We start from the raw sequence: 26093 nt of genomic DNA, 5'->3' as shown, positions 1-26093 counted from the left end.
AGAAGCTCCCGCGGATGGAGCCAAGGAAGCGTACCGCACGGCCTCCGAGCGGCTCCCGGTCGCGAGCGCCGCGCACGACGCGGTCCACCGCATCCTGACGCGTCGGGAACCCGCTCGTCGCGGCGCTCCCCACGCGCCTCGCGCAGGAGTAGCATCACGCGTCGTGACATCGGACGAGCGCTCCGCGAAGCGCTGGATCATCGGCAAGCCGCTCCCCACGGAGCAGCTCGAGGGCGAGCTGCTGCCCAAGCGGGTCGCGCTGCCCATCTTCGCGTCGGATGCGCTGTCGTCGGTGGCGTACGGCCCGCAGGAGATGTTCCTCATCCTCACGATCGGCGGCCTCGCGATGCTCGCGAACGCCCCGTACGTCGCGATCGCGGTCATGCTGCTCATCGCGATCGTCGTCGCGGGCAACCTGCAGACGGTGAAGGCGTATCCGTCGGGCGGCGGCGACTACGAGGTGGCGCACCGCAACCTCGGGCCGCGCGCCGGCCTCGTCGTCGCGAGCGCCCTGCTCATCGACTACGTGCTGACGGTGGCGGTGTCGGTCGCGTCGGGCGTCGACAACATCATCTCGGCGTTCCCGCAGCTCGATCCGTTCCGCGTCGAGCTGGCCGTCGGCTTCATCGTCGTGCTCGCCGCCGTGAACCTGCGCGGCGTGCGGGAGTCGGGGCGCGCGTTCGCGATCCCCACCTACCTCTTCATCGCCTCCGTCGTCGTGCTCATCGTCACGGGACTCGTGCAGACGCTCACGGGCGACGCTCCCGTGGCGGCGTCGGCGCAGTACTCGGTCGAGACGGATGCGCTGGGCCAGGCCGCGATCATGCTGCTGCTGCTGCGTGCGTTCGCCTCGGGATGCTCGGCGCTCACGGGCATCGAGGCCATCTCGAACGGCGTGCCCGCGTTCCGCAGGCCCAAGGTGCGCAACGCGCGCATCACGCTCGTGCTGCTGGGCGTCGTGTCGATGTCGCTCTTCGCCGGCATCACGTTCCTCGGGCTCGTGTCGCGCATCCACTACGCCGAGGACCCGTGCGACCTGAACGGCTTCGCGAACTGCGAGACGACGCCGCAGCAGTCGGTGATCGGCCAGCTGGGCGCCGCGGTGTTCGGCGACGGCTCGCCCCTCTTCTACGTCCTGCTCGCGGCGACGGCGCTCGTGCTGCTGCTCGCAGCCAACACTGCGTTCAACGGGTTCCCGCTGCTCGGCTCCGTGCTCGCCGACCACGGCTTCGCACCGAAGGCGCTGCGCACGCGCGGCGACCGCCTCGTGTACTCGAACGGCGTCATCGTGCTCGCGCTCGGTGCCGTGCTGCTCATCGTGCTCACGCAGGCGAACCTGAACCAGCTCATCCAGATGTACATCATCGGCGTCTTCGTGTCCTTCTCGTTCGGCCAGGCGGGCATGGTCGTGCACTGGCTGCGCATCAAGCGCGACCCCAGGCGGCGCGGCGAGTTCAACCCGGCGGCGTTCGCCGTCAACGTCGTGGGCGCGATCGCGACGGCGACGGTGCTCGTGGTCGTCACCGTGACGAAGTTCACGCACGGCGCCTACCTCGTCTTCCTCATCGGCCCGGTGCTGTGGCTGCTCATGTGGGGCATCGCGCGCTACTACGGCCGCGTGCGGCGCGAGATCGAGCCCGACGAGCACACGGTCTTCGGCGCGCAGGGCGACCACGCGATCGTGCTCGTCGGCGACCTCACGAAGCCCGTGCTCAAGGCGCTCGACTACGCCATCGCGGCGAAGCACGACTCGCTCGAGGCCGTGCACTCGGCGATCGACGTGGATGCGGCGAAGCGGCTGAAGAAGGCGTGGATCCGCCAGGGCATCCGCGTGCCGCTGCGCATCCTGCCGAGCCCGTACCGCGACGTGTCGCAGCCGGTCATCGACCACCTTGCCGAGCGGCGCGCGGAGCACGGCTCGGAGGTCGTGACCGTCTACATGCCGAAGTACGTCATGGGCCACTGGTGGGAGCGCGTGCTGCACGACCACAAGTCGCGGCGCGTGCGCCAGCGCCTCGCGCTCACGCACGGCGTCGCCGTGGCGCTCGTGCCGTGGCGCCTGCAGTCGGCGCGCCTGCTCGAGGAGCGCGAGTCGCGCCCGCTGCCCGGCGACGCGCGCCGCGGCACGGCCCGCCGCCCGCGCCCCGTCACGAGGCAGCACCACTCGGGTCATCGCCGGTGAGGGCACTGCTCCCCTGGCTCGCCGTGCTCGTGGGCGGCGCGCTCGGCACGGGCGTGCGCGCGTCGATCGACCTCGCGACGCTCGACGCGCACCCGTGGCAGACGCTCGGCATCAACGTCGTCGGCGCGTTCGTGCTCGGGTTGCTCGTCGCCCGCGTGTGGCCCGTCGTACCCGACTGGGTGCGCGCGGGCCTCGGCACTGGCGTGCTCGGCGGCTTCACGACGTTCAGCGCGCTCGCGCTCGTCGTGGCGCAGCATCCGGAGGCGGCGACGCTCGCCTACCTCGCGGCGTCGATCGTGCTGGGCATCGCGGCGGCATGGGCGGGACTGCGACTCGGCGGCCGGCCGCGCGCGGCGATGGAGGTCGACGAGTGATCGCTGGGCTGGGCCTCGTGCTCGTGGCGCTCGCCGGCGGCATCGGCGCCGTCGTGCGGTTCGCGCTCGCGCGGCTCGGGCATCCCGACCGGCTGCCGTGGCCGATCCTCGTGGCCAACCTCGCCGGCGCGTTCGTGGCGGGGCTCGCGACCTCGCTGCTCGGCGGCGAGCCGCTGCTGCTGCTCGTCGTCGTGACGGGCTTCTGCGGCGGCCTCACGACGTTCTCGACGTGGATGGTCGAGACGGTGCAGCTCGCCGACCGCCGCCGCGTGCGCACGGCGATCGCGAACGTGCTGGTCACCCTCGTGGCGGGCGTCGCCCTCGCGGCCCTGGGCCTCTGGCTCGGCGCCCTCTGACCACCCAGGACCGCTCCTTGAGGTGCGGGCGGAGCGAGCCTCGAACGGTGCCCACGGGCTGACGGCCTCGGGAGGGCCCCTTCGAGGCTCGCCCTTCGGGCTCGCACCTCAGGGAGCGGGTGGTCGGCGACCACGAAGGTGGGGCGGCGTCGCCCGGGATCGGGGATCAGTCTTCGAGGAGGCGACGCACCATGCCGGCGACGAGCGCCGTGCGCGGCGCGAACGCCGCGCGCACCGCGTGCTCGTGGTCCGCGTGCGCGCCGCCGCCCCACGGGCCGAGGCCATCGAGCGTCGGGATGCCCGCGCCGGCCGTGAAGTTGCCGTCGGAGCCGCCGCCGACCGCCGTCTCGCGCAGCGGCTCGAAGCCGAGCTCCGCCGCGACCGCCGCCGCCTGCGTGTAGAGGTCGACCGCCATCGCCCGTTCGAGCGGGGGCCGGTTGATGCCGCCGTGCACGACGATGGCCGCGCCGGCGAGCGGCGAGACGAGCGCGCGGATGGCGTCGTCGACGCGCTGCTGCTCGGCGACCGTCCACGCGCGCACGTCGACGGCGATCCACGCCGACGCCGGCACCGTGTTCGTCGTCGTGCCCGCCTGCAGCACCGTCGGCGTCACGCTCGTGCCGGCCGCGGCATCCCCGAGCTCCGTCAGCGCCAGCACGGCGTGCGCGAGCGCGACGGCGGCGTTGACGCCCAGCTCGGGCTCGACGCCCGCGTGCGCCGCGCGGCCCACGACCTCGAGGCGGTAGATCGACACGCCCTTGCGGCCCGTCTTCACCTCTCCCCCGTGCGCCGCGGCCTCGAGCACGAGCGCCGCCCGCGCCGTCGACGCCTCGATGATGGGGCGCGACGTCGGCGACCCCACCTCCTCGTCGCCCGTGATCAGCAGGTCGACGCCCTCGAGCGCCGCATCCCCGCCCGCCTCGCGCAGCATCGCGAGGGCGTGCACGGCGATGGCGATGCCGCCCTTCATGTCGACGGTGCCCGGCCCCGACACGAGGTCGCCGTCGGCGAGCGGGATGCGATCGACGGTGCCGAGCGGCCACACGGTGTCGTGGTGGCACAGCAGCAGCACGCGCGGCGCGCCCCACGTCGCGCGCACGTGCACGTGACCGTCGATCGTCTGCTCCGTCACGGTCGCGCCCAGGCGATCGACGAGCAGGGCTCGCACGGCGTCGGCGCTGCGTCGCGAGGCCGCGGCGTCGCGCGAGGGCGACTCGACGGCGCACAGCGCGAGCGTGTCGGCGACGATCGCGTCGACCCGGTCGTTCGCGGCGGCGGCCAGGTCGTGCATGCGTGCTCCATCCATCCATGGCGCTGCCGAGATCGGGATGCGCCGCCGTGCTATTCTGCCGGTTGGCTTGCAAAGCGCGGTGGCGCGCGCATACCGCCCGCAGTATGGATGCGGGCGTTCTCTGTTGGGGGTGCAGCATGGGTCGTGGTCGTCAGAAGGCCAAGCACACGAAGATCGCTCGTGAGCTGAAGGCATACAGCCCGAACGTGAACTACTCGGCGCTCGAGCGTGAGATCGGTACTCCGCACGAGAGCGACGAGTACGTCGACAAGTGGGCGGACTACGCCGACGACGACTCCGACGACCAGGACGACGAGTACCAGGGCCGCAGCGCCTGACGTGACCTCCGTCTCCCGGCCGCTGCGCGACGACGCGCCTGCGGCTGCCCTCGGGTCGCATGCGACCGAGACCGCTCCGGTCTTCGCGTCGCTGTCGGTGCTCGACCTCTTCAAGGTCGGCATCGGTCCGTCGTCGTCGCACACCGTCGGCCCCATGCGGGCCGCGTGGGACTTCGTGCGCCTGCTGGATGCCGCAGGCTCCCGCGCCACGACGGTGCGCCTGCGCATCGACCTCTTCGGCTCGCTCGGCGCGACCGGATCGGGCCACGGCACCGACACGGCCGTGATGCTCGGCCTGTCTGGCCTCGCGCCCGACACCGTCACGACCGACGAGATCGCCGCGACGCTCGAGGCGATCCGCGCCGACCGCACGCTGCTGCTCGGCGGCGCGCACCCCGTGCCGTTCGACGAGAAGACCGCGGTGGTCTTCCGCCCGCTCACGCTGCGGCCCGAGCATCCGAACGCGCTGCGCATCACGGCGTACGACGCCGAGGGCGAGACGCTGCAGACGCACGGCTACTACTCGATCGGCGGCGGCTTCGTCATGCGGCACGACGAGGGCGACGTGCTCGCCCCCGTGCCCGAGCCGGCCGACGCCGCCGGGCCGCTGCCCATGCCGTTCACGACCGGCGACCAGCTGCTCGCGCACTGCCGCGAGAACGGCCTGTCGATCGCCGACGTCATGCTGGCGAACGAGGCCGCATGGCGCTCCGAGGCCGAGACGATCGCGGCGCTCGAGCACATCTGGCAGGTCATGCAGGACTGCGTGGATGCGGGCATCCGCACCGACGGCATCCTGCCGGGCGGCCTCGACGTGAAGCGGCGCGCGAAGGGCTGGCACGACAAGCTGCTCGCGCGCGACGCCGCCGGCACCGACGCGCGCGACCTGCTCGAGGGCATGGAGTGGGTCAACCTCTTCGCCCTCGCCGTCAACGAGGAGAACGCCGCGGGCAACCGCGTCGTCACGGCGCCGACGAACGGCGCCGCCGGCATCATCCCCGCCGTCATGCACTACGCCGATCGCTACGTGCAGCTCGCCGATCGGCGGTTGCCGTGGGCGGTGGAGTTCCTGCTCGTCGCGGGCGCGATCGGCATCATCATCAAGGCCAACGCGTCGATCTCGGGCGCCGAGGTCGGCTGCCAGGGCGAGGTCGGCTCGGCCTGCGCGATGGCGGCCGCGGGCTTCGCCTCGGTGATCGGCGCGACGCCCGAGCAGATCGAGAACGCCGCCGAGATCGGCATCGAGCACAACCTCGGTCTCACGTGCGACCCCATCAAGGGCCTCGTGCAGATCCCCTGCATCGAGCGCAACGCCATGGCGTCGGTGAAGGCGATCAACGCCGCGCGCATGGCCTGCCACGGCGACGGCACGCACTACGTGACGCTCGACACGGCCGTGGAGACGATGCGGCGCACGGGCGCCGACATGAGCGACAAGTACAAGGAGACCGCGATGGGCGGTCTCGCGGTCACGTACGTCGAGTGCTGAGCTCGCGGGCGCGTGCGACGCCCGTGCATCCAGCCGTCAGTACATGAACGGCAGGAATAGCAGCGGCGTGAGCGACAGCAGGATCGCGAAGACCGACCAGATGAACGGCATGTAGATGAAGAGCACGAAGGCTCCGATCGACAGGCCGGCGATCGACATGCCGCGACGCTGCTCCTTGACGATGCCGACGATGCCGAGCGCGATCGCGGCGATCGAGTTGAGGCCGATGGGCAGCAGGAAGCCCGAGAGGCCGAGGATGAGCGCCCACGTGCCGAAGGTGGTCTTGGGGCTGCGCGGGGTCGCGTAGGCGGCGGCGTACGCGTACGGCTGCTGCCCGATCTGGTGCTGCGGCGAGCCGTAGGGCGCGAGCTGCTGGTACGGCGACGGCTGGTACGGCTGCGGCTGCTGGCCGTAGGGCGTGTCGTAGGGACTGGTCACGATGCTGCTCCTCGGAAGCGCACGAGGGCCCCGCGGTCGCGGGGCCCTCGTGCGTGGATGGGGTGGCTCAGTAGCCCGAGACGCCGTAGCTGGCGCCGACGGCGGCGATGACGATGAGCGGCACGATCACGAACCAGACGATCGGCGCCCAGATCAGCAGGCCGATGCCGCCGGACACGAGGCCCGTGATCGACATGCCCTTCGAGTTCTCCTTGATGAGACCCACGATGCCGAGCGCGATGGCGGCGATGTTGTTGATGAAGAGCGGGATGAGCAGACCCGAGAGGCCGAGGATCATCGACCACAGGCCGAAGGTCTTCTTGTCGCTCTTGGGCTTGGGCTGGGCGTAGCCGGCGTACTGGTTCTGGCCGTACTGCGGCGTCGCGTACGACGACTGCGGCGCGGAGTAGGCGGGCTGCTCGGGCGTCGAGTACGACGGCTGCTGCGGCTCCTGGCCGGGAGGGGTGTAGGTCATGGTTCGCCTTCTCGATCGTGCGGGCGGTGCGGCCCGGGGCGAGGCCGATCCTACGCGCGGGCTGTGGACGTTTCCTAGGAGTGCGGTCAGCCCAGCGACGCGAGCGCCGCGAGAGCCAGCGCCGACATGCCGGCGAAGGCTGCCGAGGCGCCGACGCCGACGAGCAGGGCGATGGTGACGCGGTCGATGCGACGGGTGCGCTGCTGCACGGGCGGCGCGACCTGCGGGGCGGGTGCCGCGAGGCGCGGCGGGAGCTGCACGGAGCCGGTGGTCATCGTCATGGCTTCGACGTTGCCCGATGGCGCTGACGTGAGTCCGAAAGATTCCTGAACGCTTCTCGGACGTTCTTCGGATGGTTCTTGGACGCTGCCGAGCGTCAGGCGTGCGTGCCCGCGAGGCGCACGGCACCGCCGTCGACGCCCTTGGCACCCTGCACCCAGCCGTCGGACTCCGGCGTCGCATCCGCCGCCTGCACCTCTCCCGCGACCCACGCGGGGATGCCTGCGGCCTCGGAGTCGGCGACGACCGCGGCCGCGTCGGCCTGGTCGACGATCGCGATCATGCCGAGGCCCAGGTTCCACGTGCCCTCGGTCGCGACGAGGTCGTGGCCGCCGATCGACGCGAGCGCGCGGAACACGTCGGGCACTGCCCAGCCGCGCTGCAGCTCGACGGCGAGGCCCGTGGGCAGCACGCGCGCGAGGTTCGCGGCGATGCCGCCGCCCGTGACGTGGCTGATGGCGTGGATGGCGCGGCCCTCGGCGAGCATCGCCACGAGGGGGCTCGTGTAGAGGCGCGTCGGCTCGAGCAGCACCTCGGCGGCGACGCCGCCCAGCTCGTCGACGTGGCTCGTGAGCGCGATGCCCTTGTCGGCCAGGATGTGGCGCACGAGCGAGAAGCCGTTGGAGTGCAGGCCGCTCGAGGCCATCGCCACGACGGCGTCGCCCGCGCGCACGCGGTCGGGGCCGAGCAGCGCATCCGCCTCGACGATGCCGACGGCGGCGCCGGCGACGTCGTAGTCGTCGGGGCCGAGGAGGCCGGGGTGCTCGGCGGTCTCGCCGCCCACCAGGGCCGTGCCGGTCGCCTCGCATGCCGCGGCGATGCCGCGCACGATGTCGGCGATGCGCGCGGGCTCGATGCGGCCGCACGCGATGTAGTCGGTCATCGCCAGCGGCTTCGCGCCCACCACGACGATGTCGTCGACGACCATGCCCACGAGGTCCTGGCCGATGGTGTCGTGCTTGTCGATCGCCTGCGCGAGCGCGACCTTCGTGCCCACGCCATCCGTCGACGAGGCGAGCAGCGGCCGGCGGTACTCGCCCGCGGCCGAGAGGTCGAAGAGGCCGGCGAAGCCGCCGACGCCGCCCACGACGCCCACGCCGTGCGTGCGGGCCACGGCCGCCTTCATGAGCTCGACGGCGCGGTCGCCCGCTGCCGTGTCGACGCCTGCTGCCGCGTAGAGATCCGTCACGGCTCCAGGGTACCGGCGGGGCGCATGCCGATCGGTCGCGGGCACGTGGCCTCCACATCGCGGGATGGCACCCGGCGGCGGCGCGGCACGCGCAGCCGCCGCCGGGGGATCGAGGGATGCCCGGCGGCGAGATGCTCGCTCGCGTCGCCGCCGGACGCTGCAGTGGTGGATGCCCGGCGGCGCCGCGTTGTCGCTGGCCGCGCCGCCGCCGGGAGTCTGAGGGAGGGTGCCCGGCGGCGGTGCGTTGTCGCTGACCGCGCCGCCGCCGGGAGCCGGGTGGCTGCTAGCGCTCGATCGCGTCGAGGTGCAGCATGCGCGAGAGGTTCTTGTCGAGCTCGTCGTCGCGGAAGATCTTCTTCCAGTCGTCCTTCACGATGGACTCCTTGCCGTAGTCCATGGCGATGAGGCACGCGTCGGAGAAGGGGTTGTCGCCGCGCAGGCCGTTCGCGAGGGCGATCTGCGTGTGGCCGTAGAGCATCGCGCGAGCGGCGGCCTCGGGCACGCCCATCGTGTGCACGGCCTCGTGCAGCGCCTCGTTGAGCAGCGCGCCGACCATGCACGCGATCGTCTCGACGAGCGTCGGCTCGAGCTGCGCGAGCTGCTTGATCGTGACCCAGTGCACGTCGATGACGGGCGCGTAGATCGCGCGCACGACGGCCTCGAGCGCCGCGGTGGCGTCGGCGTCGTCGGACTCGATCGCCGCCACGACGTCCTGCGGCGCCGCGATGCCGCCGAACGTGTCGGCGTACGGCACACGCTCGAGCTCATCGAGGTGCGCGCGGGCCTCGAGATCTTCGCCGCCCGCCTCGCCGCGACGCGGCTCGACGACGGCGCGCTCACGCGCATGGCGGATGCCGTGACGCGGATGCGCGCGAACGTCGACCACCTCGACGCGTTCGTCGAGGCCGACCTCGCCTTCCACTACGAGCTCGCCGCCGCCACCGGCAACGCGACCCTCGTCGAGCTGCTGCAGATCGTGCGCTCGCTGCTGCGCGTCTGGGTCGACCGCGCCGTCGCCGAGGAGGAGCACGCCACCACCGCGACCGACGAGCACGAGCGCGTGCTCGACGCCATCCGCACGGGCGACCCCGACCGGGCCGCGTCGGCGATGAGCGCGCACATGGGCACCGCGAGCGCGCGCCTGGCAGGGCTGGCGACCGCGGCGGAGTGAGGCCCGGCGAGGCTCGCGCGCGGTACGAGGCGACGCTGAGCGTGCCTTGGCGCGCGACATGCAGATGAGGCGCCGCTGAGCGTCACCTCGTGCCACGCGCGGCCGCACGAAGTGTCTCTGAGCGGCCGGGCATGTGCGCAGTGCAGATGCCCCACCGCTCACGAGCATCTCGCGCGGCGTCGAGTCAGGCGATGAGACCGGCCGCCGCGAACGCGCGAGCGTAGACCTCGCGGATCACCGACTGCTTGCGGGCGTTGTACTGCATGACGTGCTCGCCGTGCGCGCGGGCGGCGTCGGCCGCCTCGCGCTTCGCGGCGGCGTAGCGATCCCGGTCGGCAGGGTGCGCGCGCAGCCAGTCGCGCAGGATCACGTGGCGCACGGGCTCGGGAGCGTCGGGGCCGAAGACGTGCACGTTCGCGACGGGGTCCGCGAACCGCACGACGCGGTGCTGCTGCCACCACGGCTCGCGGATCACGAGCACGCCGCCCAGTGCCCCCAACGGCGGCAGCCACGCGGTCTCGTCGGCGCTGTCGGCGACGATGAGGTCGACGTCGATCACGGGCTTCGCCGCGAGCCCGGCCACCGACGTCGAGCCGACGTGCTCGATCGCGAGCGCCCGCTCCCCCAGCGCATCCCGGATGCGCCGCTCGAGCGCCGCGAAGACGGCGGGCCAGCCCGGGTCGGCGTCGACGACGCGCACGGCGGTCGTCGGGGCGTAGCCCTCGACCCAAGGCGTCTCGCCGGGCGGCGGCGGGTCGTCGTGGTGCTCGACGATCGCGGCGGCGGGGATGCGGCGCTGGCGATCGAGCATGCGGTCGACGGTACCCGCGGCGCGCACGACGTGATGCTGAGCGGGCGGTCATCTGCACTGTGCGCATGGGCACCTCCCCAGCATCGCTCCGTGCCACGGTCGGCCCGCGTCACACATCCATCCGGCGTGGAAGGATCGACCTCGACCCGAATGACGTCGATGGAGACCCCATGCGAGCACTCGTCACGGCGGGCGAGCCCGGACTGCGTCTGACCGACGTGCCCGAGCCGCACGTCCCGCCTGGCCATGTCGCCCTGCGCGTGCTGCGCGCGGGCATCTGCGGCACCGACCTGCACATCGACGCGTGGGATGCGTGGGCGCAGGCCGCCGTGCGCCCCGGCCTCGTCGTGGGGCACGAGCTCGCAGGCGAGATCGTCGAGGTGGGCGACGGCGTCGTCGACCTCGCGGTCGGGCAGATCGCGTCGGTCGAGGGCCACGTCGTGTGCGGCACGTGCCGCAACTGCCGCGCCGGCCGCCGCCACCTCTGCATCCGCACGTCGAACCTCGGCGTGCAGCGCGACGGCGCCTTCGCCGAGCGCGTCGTCGTGCCGGCGACGAACGTGTGGGTGCATCCGGGCCGCACGATCGACACGGTGTCGGACGCCGAGCTCGACGTCTTCGGCATCTTCGACCCGTTCGGCAACGCCGTGCACACGGCGCTGAAGTTCCCCGTCGTCGGCGAGGACGTGCTCGTGACCGGCGCCGGCCCCATCGGTCTCATGGCCGCGGCCGTCGCCCGCCACGTCGGCGCTCGCCACATCCTCGTGACCGACGTCGCGCCCGCACGCCTCGAGCTCGCCCGCTCGATGGGGTTCGAGGCCATCGACGTGCGGACCGAGCGCATCGAGGATGCGCAGGTGCGGTTCGGCATGCGCGAGGGCTTCGACGTCGCGCTCGAGATGTCGGGGGCGCCGAGCGCGCTGCCGGCGATCATCGACAACCTGAACTTCGGCGGCCGCATCGCGATGCTCGGGCTGCCGTCCCAGTCGATCGACATCGACTGGGCGAAGGTCGTGAGCCACATGCTCACGATCCAGGGCATCTACGGCCGCGAGATGTACGAGACCTGGTACGCCATGTCGTCGCTCGCCGAGACGGGCCTCGACGTGTCGCCCGTCATCACGCACCGGTTCGCGTTCGCGGACTGGGCGGAGGCGTTCGAGGTCGCGCGCTCGGGCGCGGCGGGCAAGGTCGTGCTCGACATGACGAAGGAGGCGTGATGTACGGCATCAAGGATGCGCTGGCCGCGGAGCTGGCGGAGATCGACGAGGCGGGGCTCTTCAAGCGCGAGCGTGCGATCGCGGGGCCGCAGGGTGCCACGGTGACGGTGCGCGACGCCTCCGTGCTCAACCTCTGCTCGAACAACTACCTGGGGCTCGCCGACCATCCGACGATCGTGTCGGCCGCCAAGGATGCGCTCGACGACTGGGGCTTCGGCATGGCGTCGGTGCGCTTCATCTGCGGCACGCAGGAGCAGCACCTCGAGCTCGAGCGGCGGCTGTCGGCCTTCCTCGGGCAGGAGGACACCATCCTCTACTCGTCGTGCTTCGACGCGAACGGCGGCCTGTTCGAGACGCTGCTCTCGGCCGAGGATGCCGTCATCTCGGACGCGCTCAACCACGCGTCGATCATCGACGGCGTACGCCTGTCGAAGGCGGCGCGATACCGGTACGCGAACCGCGACATGGCCGAGCTCGAGGCGCGGCTGCAGGAGTCCGCTGGGGCGCGGCGTCGGCTGATCGTGACCGACGGCGTGTTCTCGATGGACGGCTACCTCGCCCCGCTCGAGGCGATCTGCGACCTCGCCGAGCGCTACGACGCCATGGTGATGGTCGACGACTCGCACGCCGTGGGCTTCACGGGCGCGACGGGTGCGGGCACCCCGGAGCTCGCGGGCGTCTCGGATCGCGTCGACATCATCTCGGGCACGCTCGGCAAGGCGCTCGGCGGCGCGTCGGGCGGCTACATCGCAGCCCGTGCGGAGATCGTGGCCCTGCTGCGCCAGCGGTCGCGGCCGTACCTGTTCTCGAACGCGCTCGCGCCGTCGGTCGTCGCCGGGTCTCTGGCTGCGCTCGATCTGGTGGAGGGCGCTGGGGAGCTGCGCGAGCACCTGCAGCGCGCGACGGCCCGGTTCAAGGCGGGGATGGAGTCGGCCGGCTTCGAGCTGCTGCCGGGCACGCATCCGATCACCGCGGTGATGTTCCACGACGCACGACTGGCGTCGGACATCGCCGACGCGATGCTCGACGAGGGCGTGTACGTGACGGCGTTCTCGTTCCCCGTCGTGCCGCGCGGCGAGGCCCGCATCCGCGTGCAGATCTCGGCAGCCCACTCCGACGACGACGTCGACCGTGCGATCGCGGCGTTCGTCGCCGCGCGGGCGCGGGTGCAGGGGTAGCGCGCCGCGCGCGGGCGTTGCGAGGTGCGGTTGCTGCACTGGGGTGCGGTTGCAACGGCACCTGAGTGCAGCAACCGCACCTCGAGACGGCATCGGCGGCCATGAGGCGTCCAGGCGCGGTCGGTACCGTGCGCGGACGAGGACGAAGGAGACGTCCATGCGACCCCGCACCATCGCCATCGTCGGCGCCGCGATCATCGCCGCCGGCTTCCTCGTGCAGCAGCTGCTCGTCGCGGGTGCGTCGACCGGAATGCTCGTCCGCGGCACGCAGCTCGACCAGACGCTCCTCACCGTGATGTTCGGCGTCGGCGACACGGTCTCCCGCATCGCCGTGCCGCTCGGCTCGGCCGTGGTCGGCGGCGGCCTCGTGCTCTGGCTCTCCGCCCGACGGCCCGCATCTGCGTCGCCCGAGCCCGCCGCGACGCCCGACCGCGAACCGGAGTGGCTCCCGCCCACCGACGGCCGCTGATCGTTCCGAGGTGCGCATCTCGGCAATGGGAGCACCTCGCAGCGAGATGCGTACCTGCGCGACAGGATGCGCACCTCGCGACGAGCACGACCGGACGGCGTCGGCGGGTGCACCTAGCCTCGAGGGGTGAGCGGGGCGCAGACGACGGGTGAGCAGACGACCGACCAGAGCGGCGAGCACGCGGCGGTCGCGCTGCGGGTCATCGAGGCGCTCGCCGGGCCGGGCGCTCGGCTGCGCGACGACCAGCAGCGGGCAGTGGATGCGCTCGTCGCGGGCGACGGCGCTCGCGTGCTCGTGGTGCAGCGCACCGGGTGGGGCAAGTCGGCCGTCTACTGGGTCGCGACCGCCATCCGCCGCGCGCAGGGGCACGGCCCGACGCTCGTCGTGAGCCCGCTGCTTTCCCTCATGCGCGACCAGGTTGCGGCCGCGCAGCGCGGTGGACTCAACGCTGCGGCGATCAACTCGTCGAACGTCGGCGAGTGGCGCGCGATCGAGGCGGCGCTCGCGAACGACGAGATCGACGTCGTGCTCGTCTCGCCCGAGCGGCTCGCGAACCCCGGCTTCGGCGCGCGCGTGCTCGACGCCATCGGGCACCGCCTCGGCCTGCTCGTGATCGACGAGGCGCACGCCGTCTCCGACTGGGGGCACGACTTCCGCCCCGACTACCGCCGCGTGTCCGACGTGCTGCAGCGCCTCTCCCCCGCGACGCCCGTGCTCGCCACGACCGCGACAGCCAACGAGCGCGTCACCGCCGACGTCGCAGCGCAGCTCGGCGCGACCGCAGGCGGCGGCACCGCATCCGAGACCCTCGTGCTGCGCGGTCCGCTGTCGCGCGCGTCGCTCGAGCTCAACGTCGTGCCCGCGCTGAGCCCCATCGAGCGGTACGCGTGGGTCGTCGACCACCTGCCGACGCTGCCGGGCTCGGGCATCGTCTACGCGCTCACGGTCGCCGACGCCGAGCGCCTCGCCACCGCGGTGCGTGCCGTGCACGGCGACGGCCTGCGCGTCGAGGCGTACACGGGGCAGCTCGAGCCTGCGGCGCGCGAGCGGCTCGAAGACGATCTGCTGCACAACCGCGTCAAGGCGCTCGTCGCGACGAGCGCGCTCGGCATGGGCTACGACAAGCCCGACCTCGGCTTCGTCGTGCACGTCGGCGCGCCGCCGTCGCCCGTGTCGTACTACCAGCAGGTCGGTCGTGCGGGCCGCGGCATCGAGCACGCCGAGGTCGTGCTGCTGCACTCGGAGTCGGATGCGGGCGTGTGGGACTACTTCGCAACCGCCACCATCCCGAACGAGCAGCAGATGCAGACGCTGCTCGGCGAGCTGAGCGGCGAGCCCGCATCCGTCGTCGACCTCGAGGCGCGCACGGGCCTGCGGCGCACGCGCGTCGAGCTCATGCTCAAGCAGCTCGCGGTCGACGGCGTCGTCGAGCGCTCGGCCGAGGGCTGGTCGTCGACGGGCACGCCGTGGCACTACGACCAGGCGCACTACGACGGCGTCGTCGCCGTGCGTCGCCGCGAGGCCGACATCATGCGCGACTACGCGCGCGGCCGCCGCTGCCTCATGCAGCTGCTGCAGGAGTCGCTCGACGACCCGACCGCGGCGCCGTGCGGACGCTGCTCGGTGTGCACGGGGTCGCTGTCGGAGGGGCTCGCGGGCGAGCCGCGCACCGAGACCGTGCGCGCCATCAGCACCGCGCTGCGCGGCAACGCGCACGAGCTCGAGCCGCGCAAGATGTGGCCTGGCGGTGCGATGGGTCGCGGGCGCATCCCCGAGGGCCGCCGTGCGGAGACGGGTCGCGTGATCGTGCACGCCGACGCTCCCGAGTGGGCGGATGCGCTGCGCGCCGCGACCGCCGGCGACCAGTCCGCGCTCGACGAGCTCGGGCAGGCGGCCGTCGCGACGCTCGGCGCGTGGCGCACGACGTGGCCCGCCCGACCCGACGTCGCCGTGGTGCTGCGCGCCGCATCCGACGCGGGCTCGATCGCGGAGGGCGTCGCCGAGCGCGTCGCGGCCGCCGGCCGACTCGACCTCGCCTCGGCGACCGTCGGCAGCATCCCGAGCCGCGACCTGACGTCGGCCGACGAGGCCGCCGCGTGGCAGCAGTCGATCCAGGTGCCGACGGAGGTCGCGGGCCGCACGGTGCTGCTCGTCGTCGACGCCTCCGCGTCGCAGTGGCCCGTGACGATCGCCGCCGCGCAGCTGCGCGACGCGGGCGCCGCCCACGTGCTGCCGCTGCTCGTGCACCGCCGCGTCTGACGCCGCCGCGGCTTCCGACTGGGCTTCGCGACGATGACTGGTCGGAGGTGCACCGGTGACTGGTCGCAGTTGCACCGAATCTGCGACCAGTGTGGTGCAACTGCGACCAGTCACGACCCGACCGACCGTCGAGTCGGGGATGCTCCTGGGAGTAGGCTCGACACGCCCCTCCCCCGCTCTGACACAAGGAGCCCATCACCCGTGTGCGGCATCGTCGGTCTGGTCTCGACCAGCCCCGTCAACCAGCAGGTCTACGACGCGCTGGCGCTGCTCCAGCATCGGGGCCAGGACTCCTGCGGCATCGCCACCATCGACGGTCGGCACGCCCACATCCGCAAGGCGCAGGGGCAGGTGCGCGAGGCGTTCCGCACCCGCGACATGCGCACCCTGCTCGGCAACGCCGGCCTCGGCCACGTGCGCTACGCCACGAAGGGCGAGGCGTCGAACGAGCTCGAGGCGCAGCCGTTCTACGTGAACGCGCCGTACGGCATCGTGCTCGTGCACAACGGCAACCTCACGAACACGCGCGAGCTCGCCGCGCAGCTCGAGACGCTCGACATGCGCCACGTCAACTCGGGCTCCGACACCGAGATGCTCGTCAACGTGCTCGGCTCCGAGCTGCAGCAGCTCGTGAACGGCTCGGGCCTCGACGCCGACCAGCTCTTCACCGCCGTGCGCCGCGTGCACGAGCGCGTCGAGGGCTCGTACGCCGCGATCGCGCTCATCGCCGGCCACGGCATGCTCGGCTTCCGCGACCCGTACGGCATCCGCCCCCTCATCCTCGGCCGCCGCCCGGCGGGCAACCGGATGGAGTGGGTGCTCGCGTCGGAGTCGCTCGTGCTCGAGGCGTCGGGCTACGAGGTCGTGCGCGACGTCGCCCCCGGCGAGGCCGTGTTCATCACGCTCGACGGCGAGATGGTGTCGGCGCAGTGCCACCCGAACCCCGTGCTCATGCCGTGCTCGTTCGAGTACGTGTACCTCGCGCGTCCCGACTCGACGATGAACGGCATCGGCGTCTACGACGCCCGCCTGCGTCTCGGCGACCAGCTGGCGAAGACCATCGAGCAGTACACGCCGAGCGGCGACATCGACGTGGTCATGCCCATCCCCGACTCGGCGCGTCCGGCGGCGATGCAGGTCGCGCGTCGCCTCGGCATCGAGTACCGCGAGGGCTACTACAAGAACCGCTACGTCGGCCGCACGTTCATCATGCCCGGGCAGGAGCAGCGCAAGAAGTCGGTGCGCCAGAAGCTCAACGCGATGCCGAGCGAGTTCCGCGGCAAGAACGTGCTCATCGTCGACGACTCGATCGTGCGCGGCACGACGAGCCGCGAGATCGTGGAGATGACGCGCCAGGCGGGCGCGAACAAGGTCACGTTCACGTCGGCGGCGCCGCCCGTGCGCTACCCGCACGTGTACGGCATCAACATGCCCTCGCGGTCCGAGCTCATCGCCGCCGGCAAGACGATCCCCGAGGTCAACACGGCCCTCGGCGCCGACTACACGGTCTTCCAGGAGGTCGCCGACATGCAGGCGGCGATCCTCGAGGGCACCGACATCCCCGGCCTCGACATGTCGTGCTTCACGGGCGAGTACGTCACGGGCACCGTCACCGACGAGTACCTGTCGTGGGTCGAGCGGACGCAGCTGAGCTGACCGTGGCGCCCGCCCGCCAGGTCGCGGTCGCTGCGGCGATCGACGTCGTCGCCGTCGTCGCCTTCGCCGCCGTGGGGCGCGCGAGCCACGAGTCCTTCGATCTCGTGGGCGTGCTGGCGACGGCGCTGCCGTTCGTCGTGGCGCTCGCGGTCGGATGGGCTGCGACGCGCGCGTGGCGCGCGCCGTTCGCGCCGCTGCGCACGGGCGTGCCCGTGTGGCTCGTGACCGTGGCCGGCGGCATGCTGCTGCGGATGCTCGTGGGCGAGGGCACGGCGATCGCGTTCGTCGTCGTCGCGACCCTCACGCTCGCGCTGCTGCTCGTCGGCTGGCGCGGCATCGCCCGGCTGCTCGGGCGTCGTGCCGCGAAGGCTGTCGACGCGCAGCGATAGCCTCGAAGGACCGTCACCGTTGGAGGTCCTCCCCGTGCCCGCAGCCGCCGATCCGATCGCCCACGCCGAGGATCTCGCCGACCTCGTCGCGGCATCCCCCTCGGCGCTGCACGCCGCCGCCGAGGTCGCGCGCCGGCTCGAGACGCAGGGCTTCACGCGCCTGGCGGAGGGCGACGCGTGGCCGACGGCGCCGGGCGCCTACCTCGTCGTGCGCGACGGCGCGGCGATCGCGTGGATCGTGCCCGCATCCGCGTCGGCGACGACGCCCGTGCGCATCCTCGGCGCCCACACCGACTCCCCCGGCTTCACGGTCAAGCCGCAGCCGACCACCGGGCGTCTCGGATGGCTGCAGGCCGGCGTCGAGGTCTACGGCGGCCCGCTGCTGAACTCGTGGCTCGACCGCGAGCTGCGCCTCGCCGGCCGGCTCGTGCTCGACGACGGCGCCGAGGTGCTCGTCGCCTCCGGGCCGATGCTGCGCCTGCCGCAGCTCGCCATCCACCTCGACCGCTCGGCGAACGAGGGCCTCACGCTCGACCGCCAGGCGCACACGCAGCCCGTGTGGGGGCTCGGCTCGCCCGAGTCGGCGGACCTCATCGGCGAGATGGCCGGCATCGCGGGCGTCGACGTCGCGCGCGTGCGGGGCTACGACCTGTCGGTGGCCGATGCGGCGCGCGGCGCCGTGTTCGGCAAGGACGACGCGTTCTTCGCCTCGGGCCGCCTCGACGACCTCGCGAGCGTGCACGCGGGCGTCGTCGCGCTGGGCGCGGTCGCCGACGGCTTCGACGCCGATCACATCCCGCTGCTCGCGATCTTCGACCACGAGGAGATCGGCTCGGAGACCCGCACGGGTGCCGCAGGCCCCTTCCTCGACGAGGTGCTCGAGCGCATCGGCGTCGCCCTCGGCGCGACGCGCGAGGAGCGCATGCGCGCGATGACGTCGTCGTGGCACGTGTCGAGCGACGTCGGCCACTCGGTGCACCCGAACTACCCCGAGAAGCACGACCCCGTCGTGCGGCCGCTGCTCGGCTCGGGCCCGATCCTCAAGATCAACGCGAACCAGCGGTACGCGACCGACGGCGCAGGCTCCGCTGCATGGCGCGGCTGGAGCGACGCGGCGGGCGTGCCCGTGCAGGAGTTCGTGTCGAACAACACCGTGCCGTGCGGCTCGACGATCGGGCCGATCACGGCGACGCGGCTCGGCATCCGCACGGTCGACGTGGGCATCCCCATCCTGTCGATGCACTCGGCGCGCGAGCTCGCGGGCGTCGCCGACCTCGCGGGGCTCACGCGCGTGGCGGAGGCGTTCTACCGGGGCTGAGGCCGACTCGATCGGATAGCCTGATCGGCTCGTCGCCGACGGGCACTGCCCAGCAGCCGCTCGACCGAGGAGACCCGCCGTGCCCTCCGCATCCGATCCCACGACGCTCGCCGACCGCGTCGCATCCGCCATCCGCGCCGTCGCCGCCGCGGAGGACCTCTCGGGCGTCGTGCGCCTGTCGATCGGCGGCGCGCTCGCCTACGAGGAGGCGTTCGGCGTCGCATCGCGGCGGTGGATGGTGCCGGTGACGACGGCGACGCGCTTCGACACCGCATCCATCACGAAGCTCTGCACGTCGATCGCCGTGCTGCGACAGGTCGACGCCGGCACGCTCGACCTCGATGCGCCGATCGGCGATCACCTCGACCTCGCGGGCACGACGATCGCGCCGGCGATCACGCTGCGGCACCTGCTCACGCACAGCTCGGGCATCGCCGACGACGCCGACGAGGAGGCGGGCGAGTCGTACGCCGCGCTCTGGACCGACCGGCCGAGCTACGCCGTGACGTCGACGGCCGACTTCCTGCCGCAGTTCGCCCACAAGCCGCCGCGCGTCGAGCCCGGTGCCGACTGCCGCTACTGCAACGTCGGCTACGTGCTGGCGGGGCTCGTGCTCGAGGCGGTCACGGGCACGCCGTTCCGCGAGCACGTCGCCCGGCACGTGCTGCGCCGCGCGGGCATGGACCGCTCGGGCTTCTTCCACATGGCCGACGCCGTGCCCGACGTCGCCGAGGGCTGGGATCCCGTGCGCGACGACGACGGCGCCGTGACCGGCTGGCGGCAGAGCATCTACTCGTACCCGCCGATCGGCTCGCCCGACGGCGGCATGCACGCGACGGCCGAGGACCTCGACCGGCTGCTCGCGGCCGTGCGCGAGGGGCGGATGCTGTCGCCGGCGCTGACGCGCGCGTTCCTCTCGCCGCAGGTGCTGCACCACGAGGACGACGACGTGGCCGTGCACTTCGCGTTCGGCCTCGAGCTCGAGGTGCGCGCCGACGGCTCGATCCGCTCGCTCGGCAAGGACGGCGTCAACGCGGGAGCGAGCGGCATCGTGCGGCACTACCCCGACGTCGACGCGACGCTCGTCGTGCTGTCGTGCACCGAGGACGGCGCGTGGGCGCCCATCGCGGCCGCGGACGAGCTCCTGGCCGACTGACGCGCTCGTCGGAGGGTCGGGCTACCCTCGCGGCATGACCTCGCCGGCACCGACGCGCACGGGGGCGCTCGCGTGGCGGCTGGCGCGACACGGGCTGCTGGAGCCGCCGGATGCGGATGCCGTGGCGGTCGCTCGCCGGGTGCTCGCGGTGCGCGCATGGCCAGGCGGCGTCGCCGACCTCGCCGTGCGGATGCGGTCGGCGGCATCGCCCGACGTGGCCGGTGCCGTGGCCGACGGCGACCTCGTGGCCGTCTACGCGTTCGGCGGCGGCGCGTACGTCGCCGCGCACGACGTCGCCGCGGCATTCCTCGCGGCGCGGCAGGCGACGGGCGTGTGGCGCAGCGTGCGCTTCCAACGCCAGGGCGGCTTCGCGATCGACGACTGGGAGCCGCTGCGCGAGGCCGTGCGCGACCTGCTCGCCGCCGGCCCCGCGACGCGCGCCGAGCTCGGCGCGCACCTCGCCGGCATCCCGGCGCTCGCGCATCTCGCGACCGCCGCATCCACCGCCGCAGGTGCGGACACGCTCATCAAGCCGCTGCACTGGTGGGGCGACGTCTGCTTCGGGCCGCCGCGCGACGGGCAGTCGACGTTCCGGCTGCTCGCAGGCGACCCGCGCTGGCCGGGGCCGCTCGACGTCGACGACGCCGGGCGCACGCTCGTGCGCCTCGTGCTCGGCTCGTACGCGCCGTCGACGACCGCGAACCTCGAGCACTGGATCCGCGAGGGGCTCAGCGTGCCCGCGAGGCGGCTGGCGGGCTGGGTCGACGACCTGGGCGACGAGGTCGTGCGCGTCGACGGCACCCTGTGCCTCACGACCGACGCCGACGCCATCGCGAGCGCGACGCCGTCGACCGCCGTGCACCTGCTGCCCGGCTACGACCCGTGGGTCATGGTGCCCGGCACGGCGGATGCGTCGCTCGTCGCCGAGCATCGCCGGCCCCTCGCGACGCGCGGCGCGAACCTCGTGCTGCACGGCGGCGTCGTGGCGGGCACGTGGCGCCGCACGGATCGTGCGCTCGCCGTGACGTGGTTCGACGAGGCGGGCGACGTGCCCGACCTCGACGAGGCCGTCGCGCGGCTGGGCGCGGTGGTCGGCCGCGAGCTCGCCGTCACGCTCGAGCGCGACGGACGCGCCGTCAGGCCGAGCGGGTGAGCAGCAGCACCGGGATGACGCGCTCGGTCTTCTGCTGGTAGTCGGCGTAGGGCGGGAACGCCTCGACGGCGCGCGCCCACCACTCGTCGCGCTCGGAACCCGAGAGCTCGCGCACGTCGTAGTCATGCTTCTCGGGCCCGTCCTGCAGCTCGACGTGCGGGTGCTTCGTGATGTTGAAGTACCAGACCGGGTGCTTCGGAGCGCCGCCGAGCGACGCGATCACCGCGTACTGCCCCTCGTGCTCGACGCGCATGAGCGCCGTCTTGCGCAGCGCCCCCGACTTCGCGCCGACGCTCGTCAGCACGATCACCGGCAGCCCGGTGTCGCGCAGCGTGCCGGCCTCCTGCCCGTTCGTCGCCTCGTACGTCTCGGCCTGCGAGCGCGCCCATCCGGACGTGCTCGGCGCGTACTCACCCTGCAGCGGCATCCCTGCTCCTTCGCGTCGTGTGCTGGCTCCAACGCTCGCGGATGCGGGTGGATTCCGCCAGTCGTCGGGATGCTCCCCACCAGCTGGTCGAGGAGCGCAGGCGCGCAGCGCCTCCGCGTCACGAGACCACGCGACGTGCGCGCTCGACGCGACCAGGCGCGTGGTCGGGCAGGAGCGGCGGTCGCGTGGTCTCGTGACGCGTGCTCGCCTGGCGGCTCGCGCGCTCCTCGACCAGCTGACGGGGAGGCGCGCTCGACTGAGCGGCGCTACAGCCGCCCCACGCGCGTCACGCGCAGCACGACCTCGTCGGCCTCCGCCGACGCCTCGAGGTCGATCGTCGCCCAGATGCGCCAGTCGTGGTCGCCGGCGGGGTCGGCGAGGATCTGCTGCACCTCCCACGCCGTCGCGCTCTCCTCGACGTCGAGCATGCGCGCCGAGCGCGCATCCGCGCCCGTGCCGATCGCGTCGTGCTCGGCGTAGTACGCGTCGAGCACGTCGCCCCACGCATCGCGTCCGAACGTCGGGTCGAGCTCGCCGAGCGCCTCCGCCCGGTCGAGCGCCGCGAGCTGCACGCGCTGGAACAGCGCGTTGCGCACGAGGATGCGGAACGCGCGCGGGTTCGCGACGATCGTCGGCGGAGGCGGCGGCGCGATCGGTGCGCCGTCGTCGTCGGCGGTGGGGTGCATGAGCTCCTCCCACTCGTCGAGCAGGCTCGAGTCGACCTGCCGCACGACCGAGCCGAGCCACTCGATGACGTCGCCGAGCTCCTCGCCCTTCGCCTCCTCCGGCACCGTCTGGCGGATGGCGCGGTACGCATCCGACAGGTACCGCAGCACGAGGCCCTCCGAGCGCGCGAGCCCGTAGTGCTGCACGTACTCGGCGAACGTCATCGCCCGCTCCCACATGTCGCGCACGACCGACTTCGGCGACAGCGCGGCATCCTCGACCCACGGCTGCGACGACGCGAAGACGCGCAGCGCCTCGGTGAGCAGCTCCTCGAGCGGCTTGGGATGCGTGACGTCCTCGAGCAGCTCCATGCGCTCGTCGTACTCGATGCCGTCGGCCTTCATCGCCGCGACCGCCTCGCCGCGGGCGAGGAACTGCTGCTGCGACAGGATGGGCCGCGGGTCGTCGAGCGTCGCCTCGATCACCGACACGACGTCGAGGTGGTGCGTGGGCGACTCGGGGTCGAGCACGTCGATCACCTCGAGCGCGAACGGCGACAGCGGCTGGTTGAGCGCGAACTGCGGCGGCAGGTCGACGGTGAGGCTGATGCGCTGGCCGCCGGGCATCGACGGGTCGGGATGCTGCTCGACGACGCCCGCGAGGCGCAGCGTGCGGTAGATCGCGAGCGCGCGCCGCTCGAGCGCGAGCTGCTGGCGACGCGTGCCGTGGGAGGCGCGGATGAGGTCGCGCATGTCGCCGAACGCGTCGCCGCCGCGGCCGATGACGTTGAGCAGCATGGAGTGGCTGACCTGCATCTGCGACTGCAGCGGCTCGGGCTCGGCGTCGATGAGCTTGAGGAACGACGGCTCGCCCCACGACACGAAGCCCTCGGGCGCCTTCTTCTTCACGAGCTTGCGGCGCCTCTTCGGGTCGTCGCCGACCTTCGCGAGCTGCTTCGCGTTCTCGGCCTCGTGCTCGGGGGCCTGCGCGACGACGTCGCCCGCGGTGTCGAATCCCGCACGCCCCGCACGCCCCGCGATCTGGTGGAACTCGCGCGCCGTGAGGTGGCGCATCCGCTGCCCGTCGAACTTCGTCAGCGCGGTAAGCAGCACGGTGCGGATGGGCACGTTGATGCCGACGCCGAGGGTGTCGGTGCCGCAGATGACGCGCAGCAGGCCCTGCTGCGCGAGCTGCTCGACGAGGCGGCGGTACTTGGGCAGCATGCCCGCGTGGTGCACGCCGATGCCGGCGCGCACGAGCCTCGAGAGCGTCTGGCCGAAGCGCGTCGTGAAGCGGAACTCGCCGATCGCCTCCGCGATGCGGTCGCGCTGCTCGCGGCTCACGACCTTCGTCGACGTGAGCGCCTGCGCCCGCTCGAGCGCCGCCGCCTGCGAGAAGTGCACGATGTAGACGGGCGCTCGCTGCGTCGCGAGCAGGTCGTCGATCGTCTCGTGCACCGGCGTCATCGCGTACTCGAAGTGCAGCGGCACGGGGCGCTCGACGCCCGTGACCTGCGCCGTGTCGCGGCCCGTGCGGGCGCTGAGGTCGTCGGCGATGCGGTCGACGTCGCCGAGCGTCGCCGACATGAGCACGAACTGCGCCTGCGGGAGCGTGAGCAGCGGCACCTGCCACGCCCATCCGCGCTGCGGGTCGGCGTAGAAGTGGAACTCGTCCATCACGACCTGGCCGACGTTCGCCTCCGCCGCCTGGCGCAGCGCGATGTTCGCGAGGATCTCGGCCGTGCAGCAGACGATGGGCGCGTCGGGGTTCACCGACGAGTCGCCCGTGACCATGCCGACCTGCTCGGCGCCGAAGATGGCGACGAGGTCGAAGAACTTCTCGCTCACGAGCGCCTTGATCGGCGCCGTGTAGAACGTGCGACGGCCCTGCGCGACGGCGGCGAAGTGCGCGCCGATCGCGACGAGCGACTTGCCGGTGCCCGTCGGCGTCGCGAGGATGACGTTCGCGCCGCTCACGATCTCCATGAGCGCCTCCTCCTGCGCCGGATAGAGGCTCAGGCCGCGCTCGTCGAAGGCCCACCCCGCGAACGCGTCGAACGCCTCGTCGGCGTTCCAGGGCGTGGGGGCGTGATCGAGGAGGGGCATCCCCTCGATCCTCCCGCACGTCGGCGGGCGGATGCTGCGGCGGTGCGTGCGCTGGGCGGCTCTTGCGTATTGCAGGCGATTCGGGGTCTTGAGGGACCATTCCCCTCGAGAGGCGGAATCGCCTGCAGAACGCAAGCCCCGGGATGAGAGCGGATGCGCATTGCAGGCGATTCGGGTGGGCGGAGGGAAGATGCCCCTCTGCCACCCCTGATCACCTGCGAGACGCAAGCGTGGATGCGCGAGGCGGGCGGAAGCCGCGCCCGTGTCAGTCGTCGAGGTCGCCGCGGTGGTGGCGCGTGCGCTCGGCCGTGAGGGTGCGGCGGCGACGGCCGACGAGGCGGTCGAGCACGATCGCCACGACCGCGCCGAGCACGATGCCCGCGAGGGCGCCGACAGCGACGAGGAAGGGCACGATGGCCGACGTGTCGATCACCGGGCCGGCGCCGAGCCAGGGGCCCGACGATCCCAGGCGCGACCAGAGCCATCCACCGATCGCGCCCACGATGGCGCCGAGCACCATGAAGCGGCCGTAGCGCGGCACGAGGCGCGCCCGCACCTGCACGTCGTCGCGGTCGATCGACACGGGCTCGTCGGCCCGGGCGGACTCGGTGGCCTCCGCGTCCGCGTCGGACTCGGAGGCGACGTCGGCGTCGGATGCCTCGACGGGCGCGGACGAGCCGGAGGCGGCCGCGGGCTCGGCCGTCGCGTCCGCCGGCTGCGACGCGTCGTCGGCGGGCTGCGCGGCGGCGTCGTCGGGGCGGGAGGTCACGCCTCCAGCATCCCACCGACGCGGTGCGCCGGGCGAATCGAGCGGCGCGTGCGCCGCGGGCTCAGCGACGCAGACGCAGCGAGTCGAGCGACAGCGAGGTGCGACCGAGCGACGTCGACCGCAGCGACGACGACGCGAGGATGCTCGACGAGCGGCGACCGCTCACGAGCGCCGGCGAGCCGAACGAGACGCCGGGCTCGGCGTACTGCGGGGCGGCGGCGTGCGCCGCAGAGCGCTCGGCGCGCTCGCGCAGCGCCGCAGCCTGCTGCTCGTGCTTCGCCATCGCGGCATCGCGAGCGCGGTCGGCCGCCGTCGCCGACTCGGCGATGCGCTGCTGCATGCGCTCGAGCGTCGACTGCTGACGCTGCAGCTGCTGCTGCGGTGCAGGGCGACGCTGGCTCGCCTGCGGCGGCGGAGGCTGCTGGCCCGTCGGCTGCCCGGGCCACGGCGGTCGCTGGCCCTGACCCTGACCCTGCGGCTGCCCCGGCCATCCCGGGCGCTGCTGCTGCGCCCACTGCGGCGCCTGCTGCTGCGCGCGCTGCTGCGCCTGCTGCCACATGCCACCGCCCTGGCTCTGCAGCTGCTCGCGCGCCGACTGCACGCGCTGCTGCACCTGCGGCTGCTGCTCCTGCCACTCCGACCGCGCCCACTGCGCGCCCTTGCGGCCCTGCTTGCGCAGCATCCCGAATCCACCGCGCACCATGAGCAGGCCGGCGATCGTCATGAGCACGGGGAAGATCAGGTACGGCATCACCGTCTCGAGCGCGCGCTCGAAGCCCATGTAGGCCGTCCACTGCGCGAGGCTGCCGATGCTGCTGAACAGGCTCGGCACGCCGTTGAGCAGCAGGATCGCCCCGGGGACGAGCAGCACGAGTCCCGTGATCGCGGCCTGCGCGTTGGGGCGACGCTGCTGCTCTGCGGTGCTCATGCGTCCA

The 26093-nt window shown here is 72.9% G+C and carries 25 protein-coding genes and 1 pseudogene; 15 read left to right on the top strand and 11 right to left on the bottom strand.

The window, feature by feature from the left end:
* Window positions 1-163 precede the first annotated feature (163 nt).
* From BLQ67_RS10150 to BLQ67_RS10140, 3 genes are read left to right on the top strand one after another with little or no spacing between them, the layout of a single operon-like run.
* Entirely contained in the window at window positions 164-2182 is a 2019-nt protein-coding gene (locus tag BLQ67_RS10150; protein WP_231945021.1) for an APC family permease, read from the top strand.
* A complete protein-coding gene (locus BLQ67_RS10145) occupies window positions 2179-2556 on the top strand; it encodes a fluoride efflux transporter FluC (protein WP_197674595.1) in 378 nt (125 codons plus the stop codon). The genes BLQ67_RS10150 and BLQ67_RS10145 overlap by 4 nt, the downstream gene beginning before the upstream one ends.
* Window positions 2553-2912: a fluoride efflux transporter FluC gene (locus BLQ67_RS10140; protein ID WP_231945020.1), complete on the top strand. Its 360-nt coding sequence runs from the start codon at window positions 2553-2555 to the stop codon at window positions 2910-2912. The genes BLQ67_RS10145 and BLQ67_RS10140 overlap by 4 nt, the downstream gene beginning before the upstream one ends.
* A 166-nt stretch (window positions 2913-3078) precedes the next feature.
* Here the strand turns inward: BLQ67_RS10140 and BLQ67_RS10135 are convergent, their stop codons facing one another.
* A complete protein-coding gene (locus tag BLQ67_RS10135) occupies window positions 3079-4203 on the bottom strand; it encodes a M20/M25/M40 family metallo-hydrolase (RefSeq protein ID WP_092504750.1) in 1125 nt (374 codons plus the stop codon).
* A gap of 137 nt (window positions 4204-4340) precedes the next feature.
* Between BLQ67_RS10135 and BLQ67_RS10130 the strand changes: the two genes are divergently transcribed.
* Window positions 4341-4541: a DUF3073 domain-containing protein gene (locus BLQ67_RS10130; RefSeq protein WP_092504748.1), complete on the top strand. Its 201-nt coding sequence runs from the start codon at window positions 4341-4343 to the stop codon at window positions 4539-4541.
* Between the two features lie 91 nt (window positions 4542-4632).
* A complete protein-coding gene (locus tag BLQ67_RS10125) occupies window positions 4633-6030 on the top strand; it encodes an L-serine ammonia-lyase (protein WP_172802366.1) in 1398 nt (465 codons plus the stop codon).
* 36 nt (window positions 6031-6066) lie between these two features.
* Here the strand turns inward: BLQ67_RS10125 and BLQ67_RS10120 are convergent, their stop codons facing one another.
* The 5 genes and pseudogenes from BLQ67_RS10120 to BLQ67_RS10100 form a co-directional block, all read right to left on the bottom strand.
* Entirely contained in the window at window positions 6067-6468 is a 402-nt protein-coding gene (locus BLQ67_RS10120; RefSeq protein ID WP_092504746.1) for a DUF4190 domain-containing protein, read from the bottom strand.
* Window positions 6469-6535: 67 nt separating this feature from the next.
* Window positions 6536-6943, bottom strand: a complete 408-nt coding sequence (locus tag BLQ67_RS10115; protein ID WP_092504744.1) for a DUF4190 domain-containing protein — start codon at window positions 6941-6943, stop codon at window positions 6536-6538.
* 86 nt (window positions 6944-7029) lie between these two features.
* Entirely contained in the window at window positions 7030-7224 is a 195-nt protein-coding gene (locus BLQ67_RS10110) for a hypothetical protein (protein ID WP_092504742.1), read from the bottom strand.
* 95 nt (window positions 7225-7319) lie between these two features.
* Complete coding sequence (gene purM, locus BLQ67_RS10105; protein WP_092504740.1) at window positions 7320-8411, bottom strand: phosphoribosylformylglycinamidine cyclo-ligase; 1092 nt, start codon at window positions 8409-8411, stop codon at window positions 7320-7322.
* A 283-nt stretch (window positions 8412-8694) separates the two neighbouring features.
* Window positions 8695-9159 (bottom strand): annotated as a pseudogene (locus BLQ67_RS10100) (phosphogluconate dehydrogenase C-terminal domain-containing protein); the annotation flags it as partial.
* A gap of 24 nt (window positions 9160-9183) precedes the next feature.
* Here BLQ67_RS10100 and BLQ67_RS10095 point away from each other — a divergent pair.
* A complete protein-coding gene (locus BLQ67_RS10095; RefSeq protein ID WP_157674789.1) occupies window positions 9184-9582 on the top strand; it encodes a FadR/GntR family transcriptional regulator in 399 nt (132 codons plus the stop codon).
* Window positions 9583-9766: 184 nt separating this feature from the next.
* Here the strand turns inward: BLQ67_RS10095 and BLQ67_RS10090 are convergent, their stop codons facing one another.
* Window positions 9767-10393 (bottom strand): GrpB family protein, encoded by a 627-nt coding sequence (locus BLQ67_RS10090; RefSeq protein WP_092506885.1) that lies wholly within the window; start codon window positions 10391-10393, stop codon window positions 9767-9769.
* A gap of 170 nt (window positions 10394-10563) precedes the next feature.
* On the opposite strand from BLQ67_RS10090, the gene tdh reads away from it, so the two are divergent.
* The 9 genes from tdh to BLQ67_RS10045 all read left to right on the top strand — a co-directional run bounded on the left by tdh (window position 10564) and on the right by BLQ67_RS10045 (window position 21191).
* Window positions 10564-11613 carry an L-threonine 3-dehydrogenase gene (gene tdh, locus BLQ67_RS10085; protein ID WP_092504736.1) on the top strand — a complete coding sequence of 350 codons (1050 nt, stop codon included), beginning with the start codon at window positions 10564-10566 and terminating at the stop codon, window positions 11611-11613.
* Entirely contained in the window at window positions 11613-12791 is a 1179-nt protein-coding gene (locus BLQ67_RS10080) for a glycine C-acetyltransferase (RefSeq protein WP_172802296.1), read from the top strand. Before tdh ends, BLQ67_RS10080 begins: the two co-directional genes overlap by 1 nt.
* Window positions 12792-12948: 157 nt before the next feature.
* Window positions 12949-13260 carry a hypothetical protein gene (locus BLQ67_RS10075; RefSeq protein ID WP_092504732.1) on the top strand — a complete coding sequence of 104 codons (312 nt, stop codon included), beginning with the start codon at window positions 12949-12951 and terminating at the stop codon, window positions 13258-13260.
* Between the two features lie 126 nt (window positions 13261-13386).
* A complete protein-coding gene (locus BLQ67_RS10070; RefSeq protein WP_172802295.1) occupies window positions 13387-15519 on the top strand; it encodes a RecQ family ATP-dependent DNA helicase in 2133 nt (710 codons plus the stop codon).
* A gap of 201 nt (window positions 15520-15720) precedes the next feature.
* Complete coding sequence (purF, locus tag BLQ67_RS10065) at window positions 15721-17175, top strand: amidophosphoribosyltransferase (protein WP_092504730.1); 1455 nt, start codon at window positions 15721-15723, stop codon at window positions 17173-17175.
* Window positions 17176-17177: 2 nt separating this feature from the next.
* Window positions 17178-17564: a DUF3054 domain-containing protein gene (locus BLQ67_RS10060; protein WP_092504728.1), complete on the top strand. Its 387-nt coding sequence runs from the start codon at window positions 17178-17180 to the stop codon at window positions 17562-17564.
* Between the two features lie 34 nt (window positions 17565-17598).
* Window positions 17599-18882, top strand: coding sequence for a M18 family aminopeptidase (locus tag BLQ67_RS10055; protein WP_092504726.1), 1284 nt, complete (start codon window positions 17599-17601; stop codon window positions 18880-18882).
* A gap of 79 nt (window positions 18883-18961) precedes the next feature.
* Window positions 18962-20038: a serine hydrolase domain-containing protein gene (locus BLQ67_RS10050; RefSeq protein WP_092504725.1), complete on the top strand. Its 1077-nt coding sequence runs from the start codon at window positions 18962-18964 to the stop codon at window positions 20036-20038.
* Window positions 20039-20072: 34 nt separating this feature from the next.
* The gene (locus tag BLQ67_RS10045) at window positions 20073-21191 is read left to right on the top strand and encodes a DNA glycosylase AlkZ-like family protein (RefSeq protein WP_092504723.1); all 1119 of its coding nucleotides are present in this window, start codon (window positions 20073-20075) and stop codon (window positions 21189-21191) included.
* On the opposite strand, the gene BLQ67_RS10040 is transcribed toward BLQ67_RS10045, so the two are convergent.
* The 4 genes from BLQ67_RS10040 to BLQ67_RS10025 form a co-directional block, all read right to left on the bottom strand.
* Window positions 21175-21618 (bottom strand): nitroreductase family deazaflavin-dependent oxidoreductase, encoded by a 444-nt coding sequence (locus tag BLQ67_RS10040; protein ID WP_092504721.1) that lies wholly within the window; start codon window positions 21616-21618, stop codon window positions 21175-21177. The genes BLQ67_RS10045 and BLQ67_RS10040 overlap by 17 nt on opposite strands.
* A 266-nt stretch (window positions 21619-21884) precedes the next feature.
* Entirely contained in the window at window positions 21885-24389 is a 2505-nt protein-coding gene (locus BLQ67_RS10035; RefSeq protein WP_092504719.1) for a DEAD/DEAH box helicase, read from the bottom strand.
* A gap of 265 nt (window positions 24390-24654) precedes the next feature.
* Entirely contained in the window at window positions 24655-25158 is a 504-nt protein-coding gene (locus BLQ67_RS10030; protein ID WP_092504717.1) for a GlsB/YeaQ/YmgE family stress response membrane protein, read from the bottom strand.
* Window positions 25159-25219: 61 nt separating this feature from the next.
* Window positions 25220-26086: a hypothetical protein gene (locus BLQ67_RS10025; RefSeq protein ID WP_092504715.1), complete on the bottom strand. Its 867-nt coding sequence runs from the start codon at window positions 26084-26086 to the stop codon at window positions 25220-25222.
* Window positions 26087-26093: the final 7 nt, after the last annotated feature.

Origin of the sequence: Agrococcus jejuensis (assembly GCF_900099705.1) — a bacterium.
In the GTDB taxonomy this organism is placed as follows: domain Bacteria; phylum Actinomycetota; class Actinomycetes; order Actinomycetales; family Microbacteriaceae; genus Agrococcus; species Agrococcus jejuensis.
This window is presented reverse-complemented; position numbering and strand designations above follow the sequence as displayed.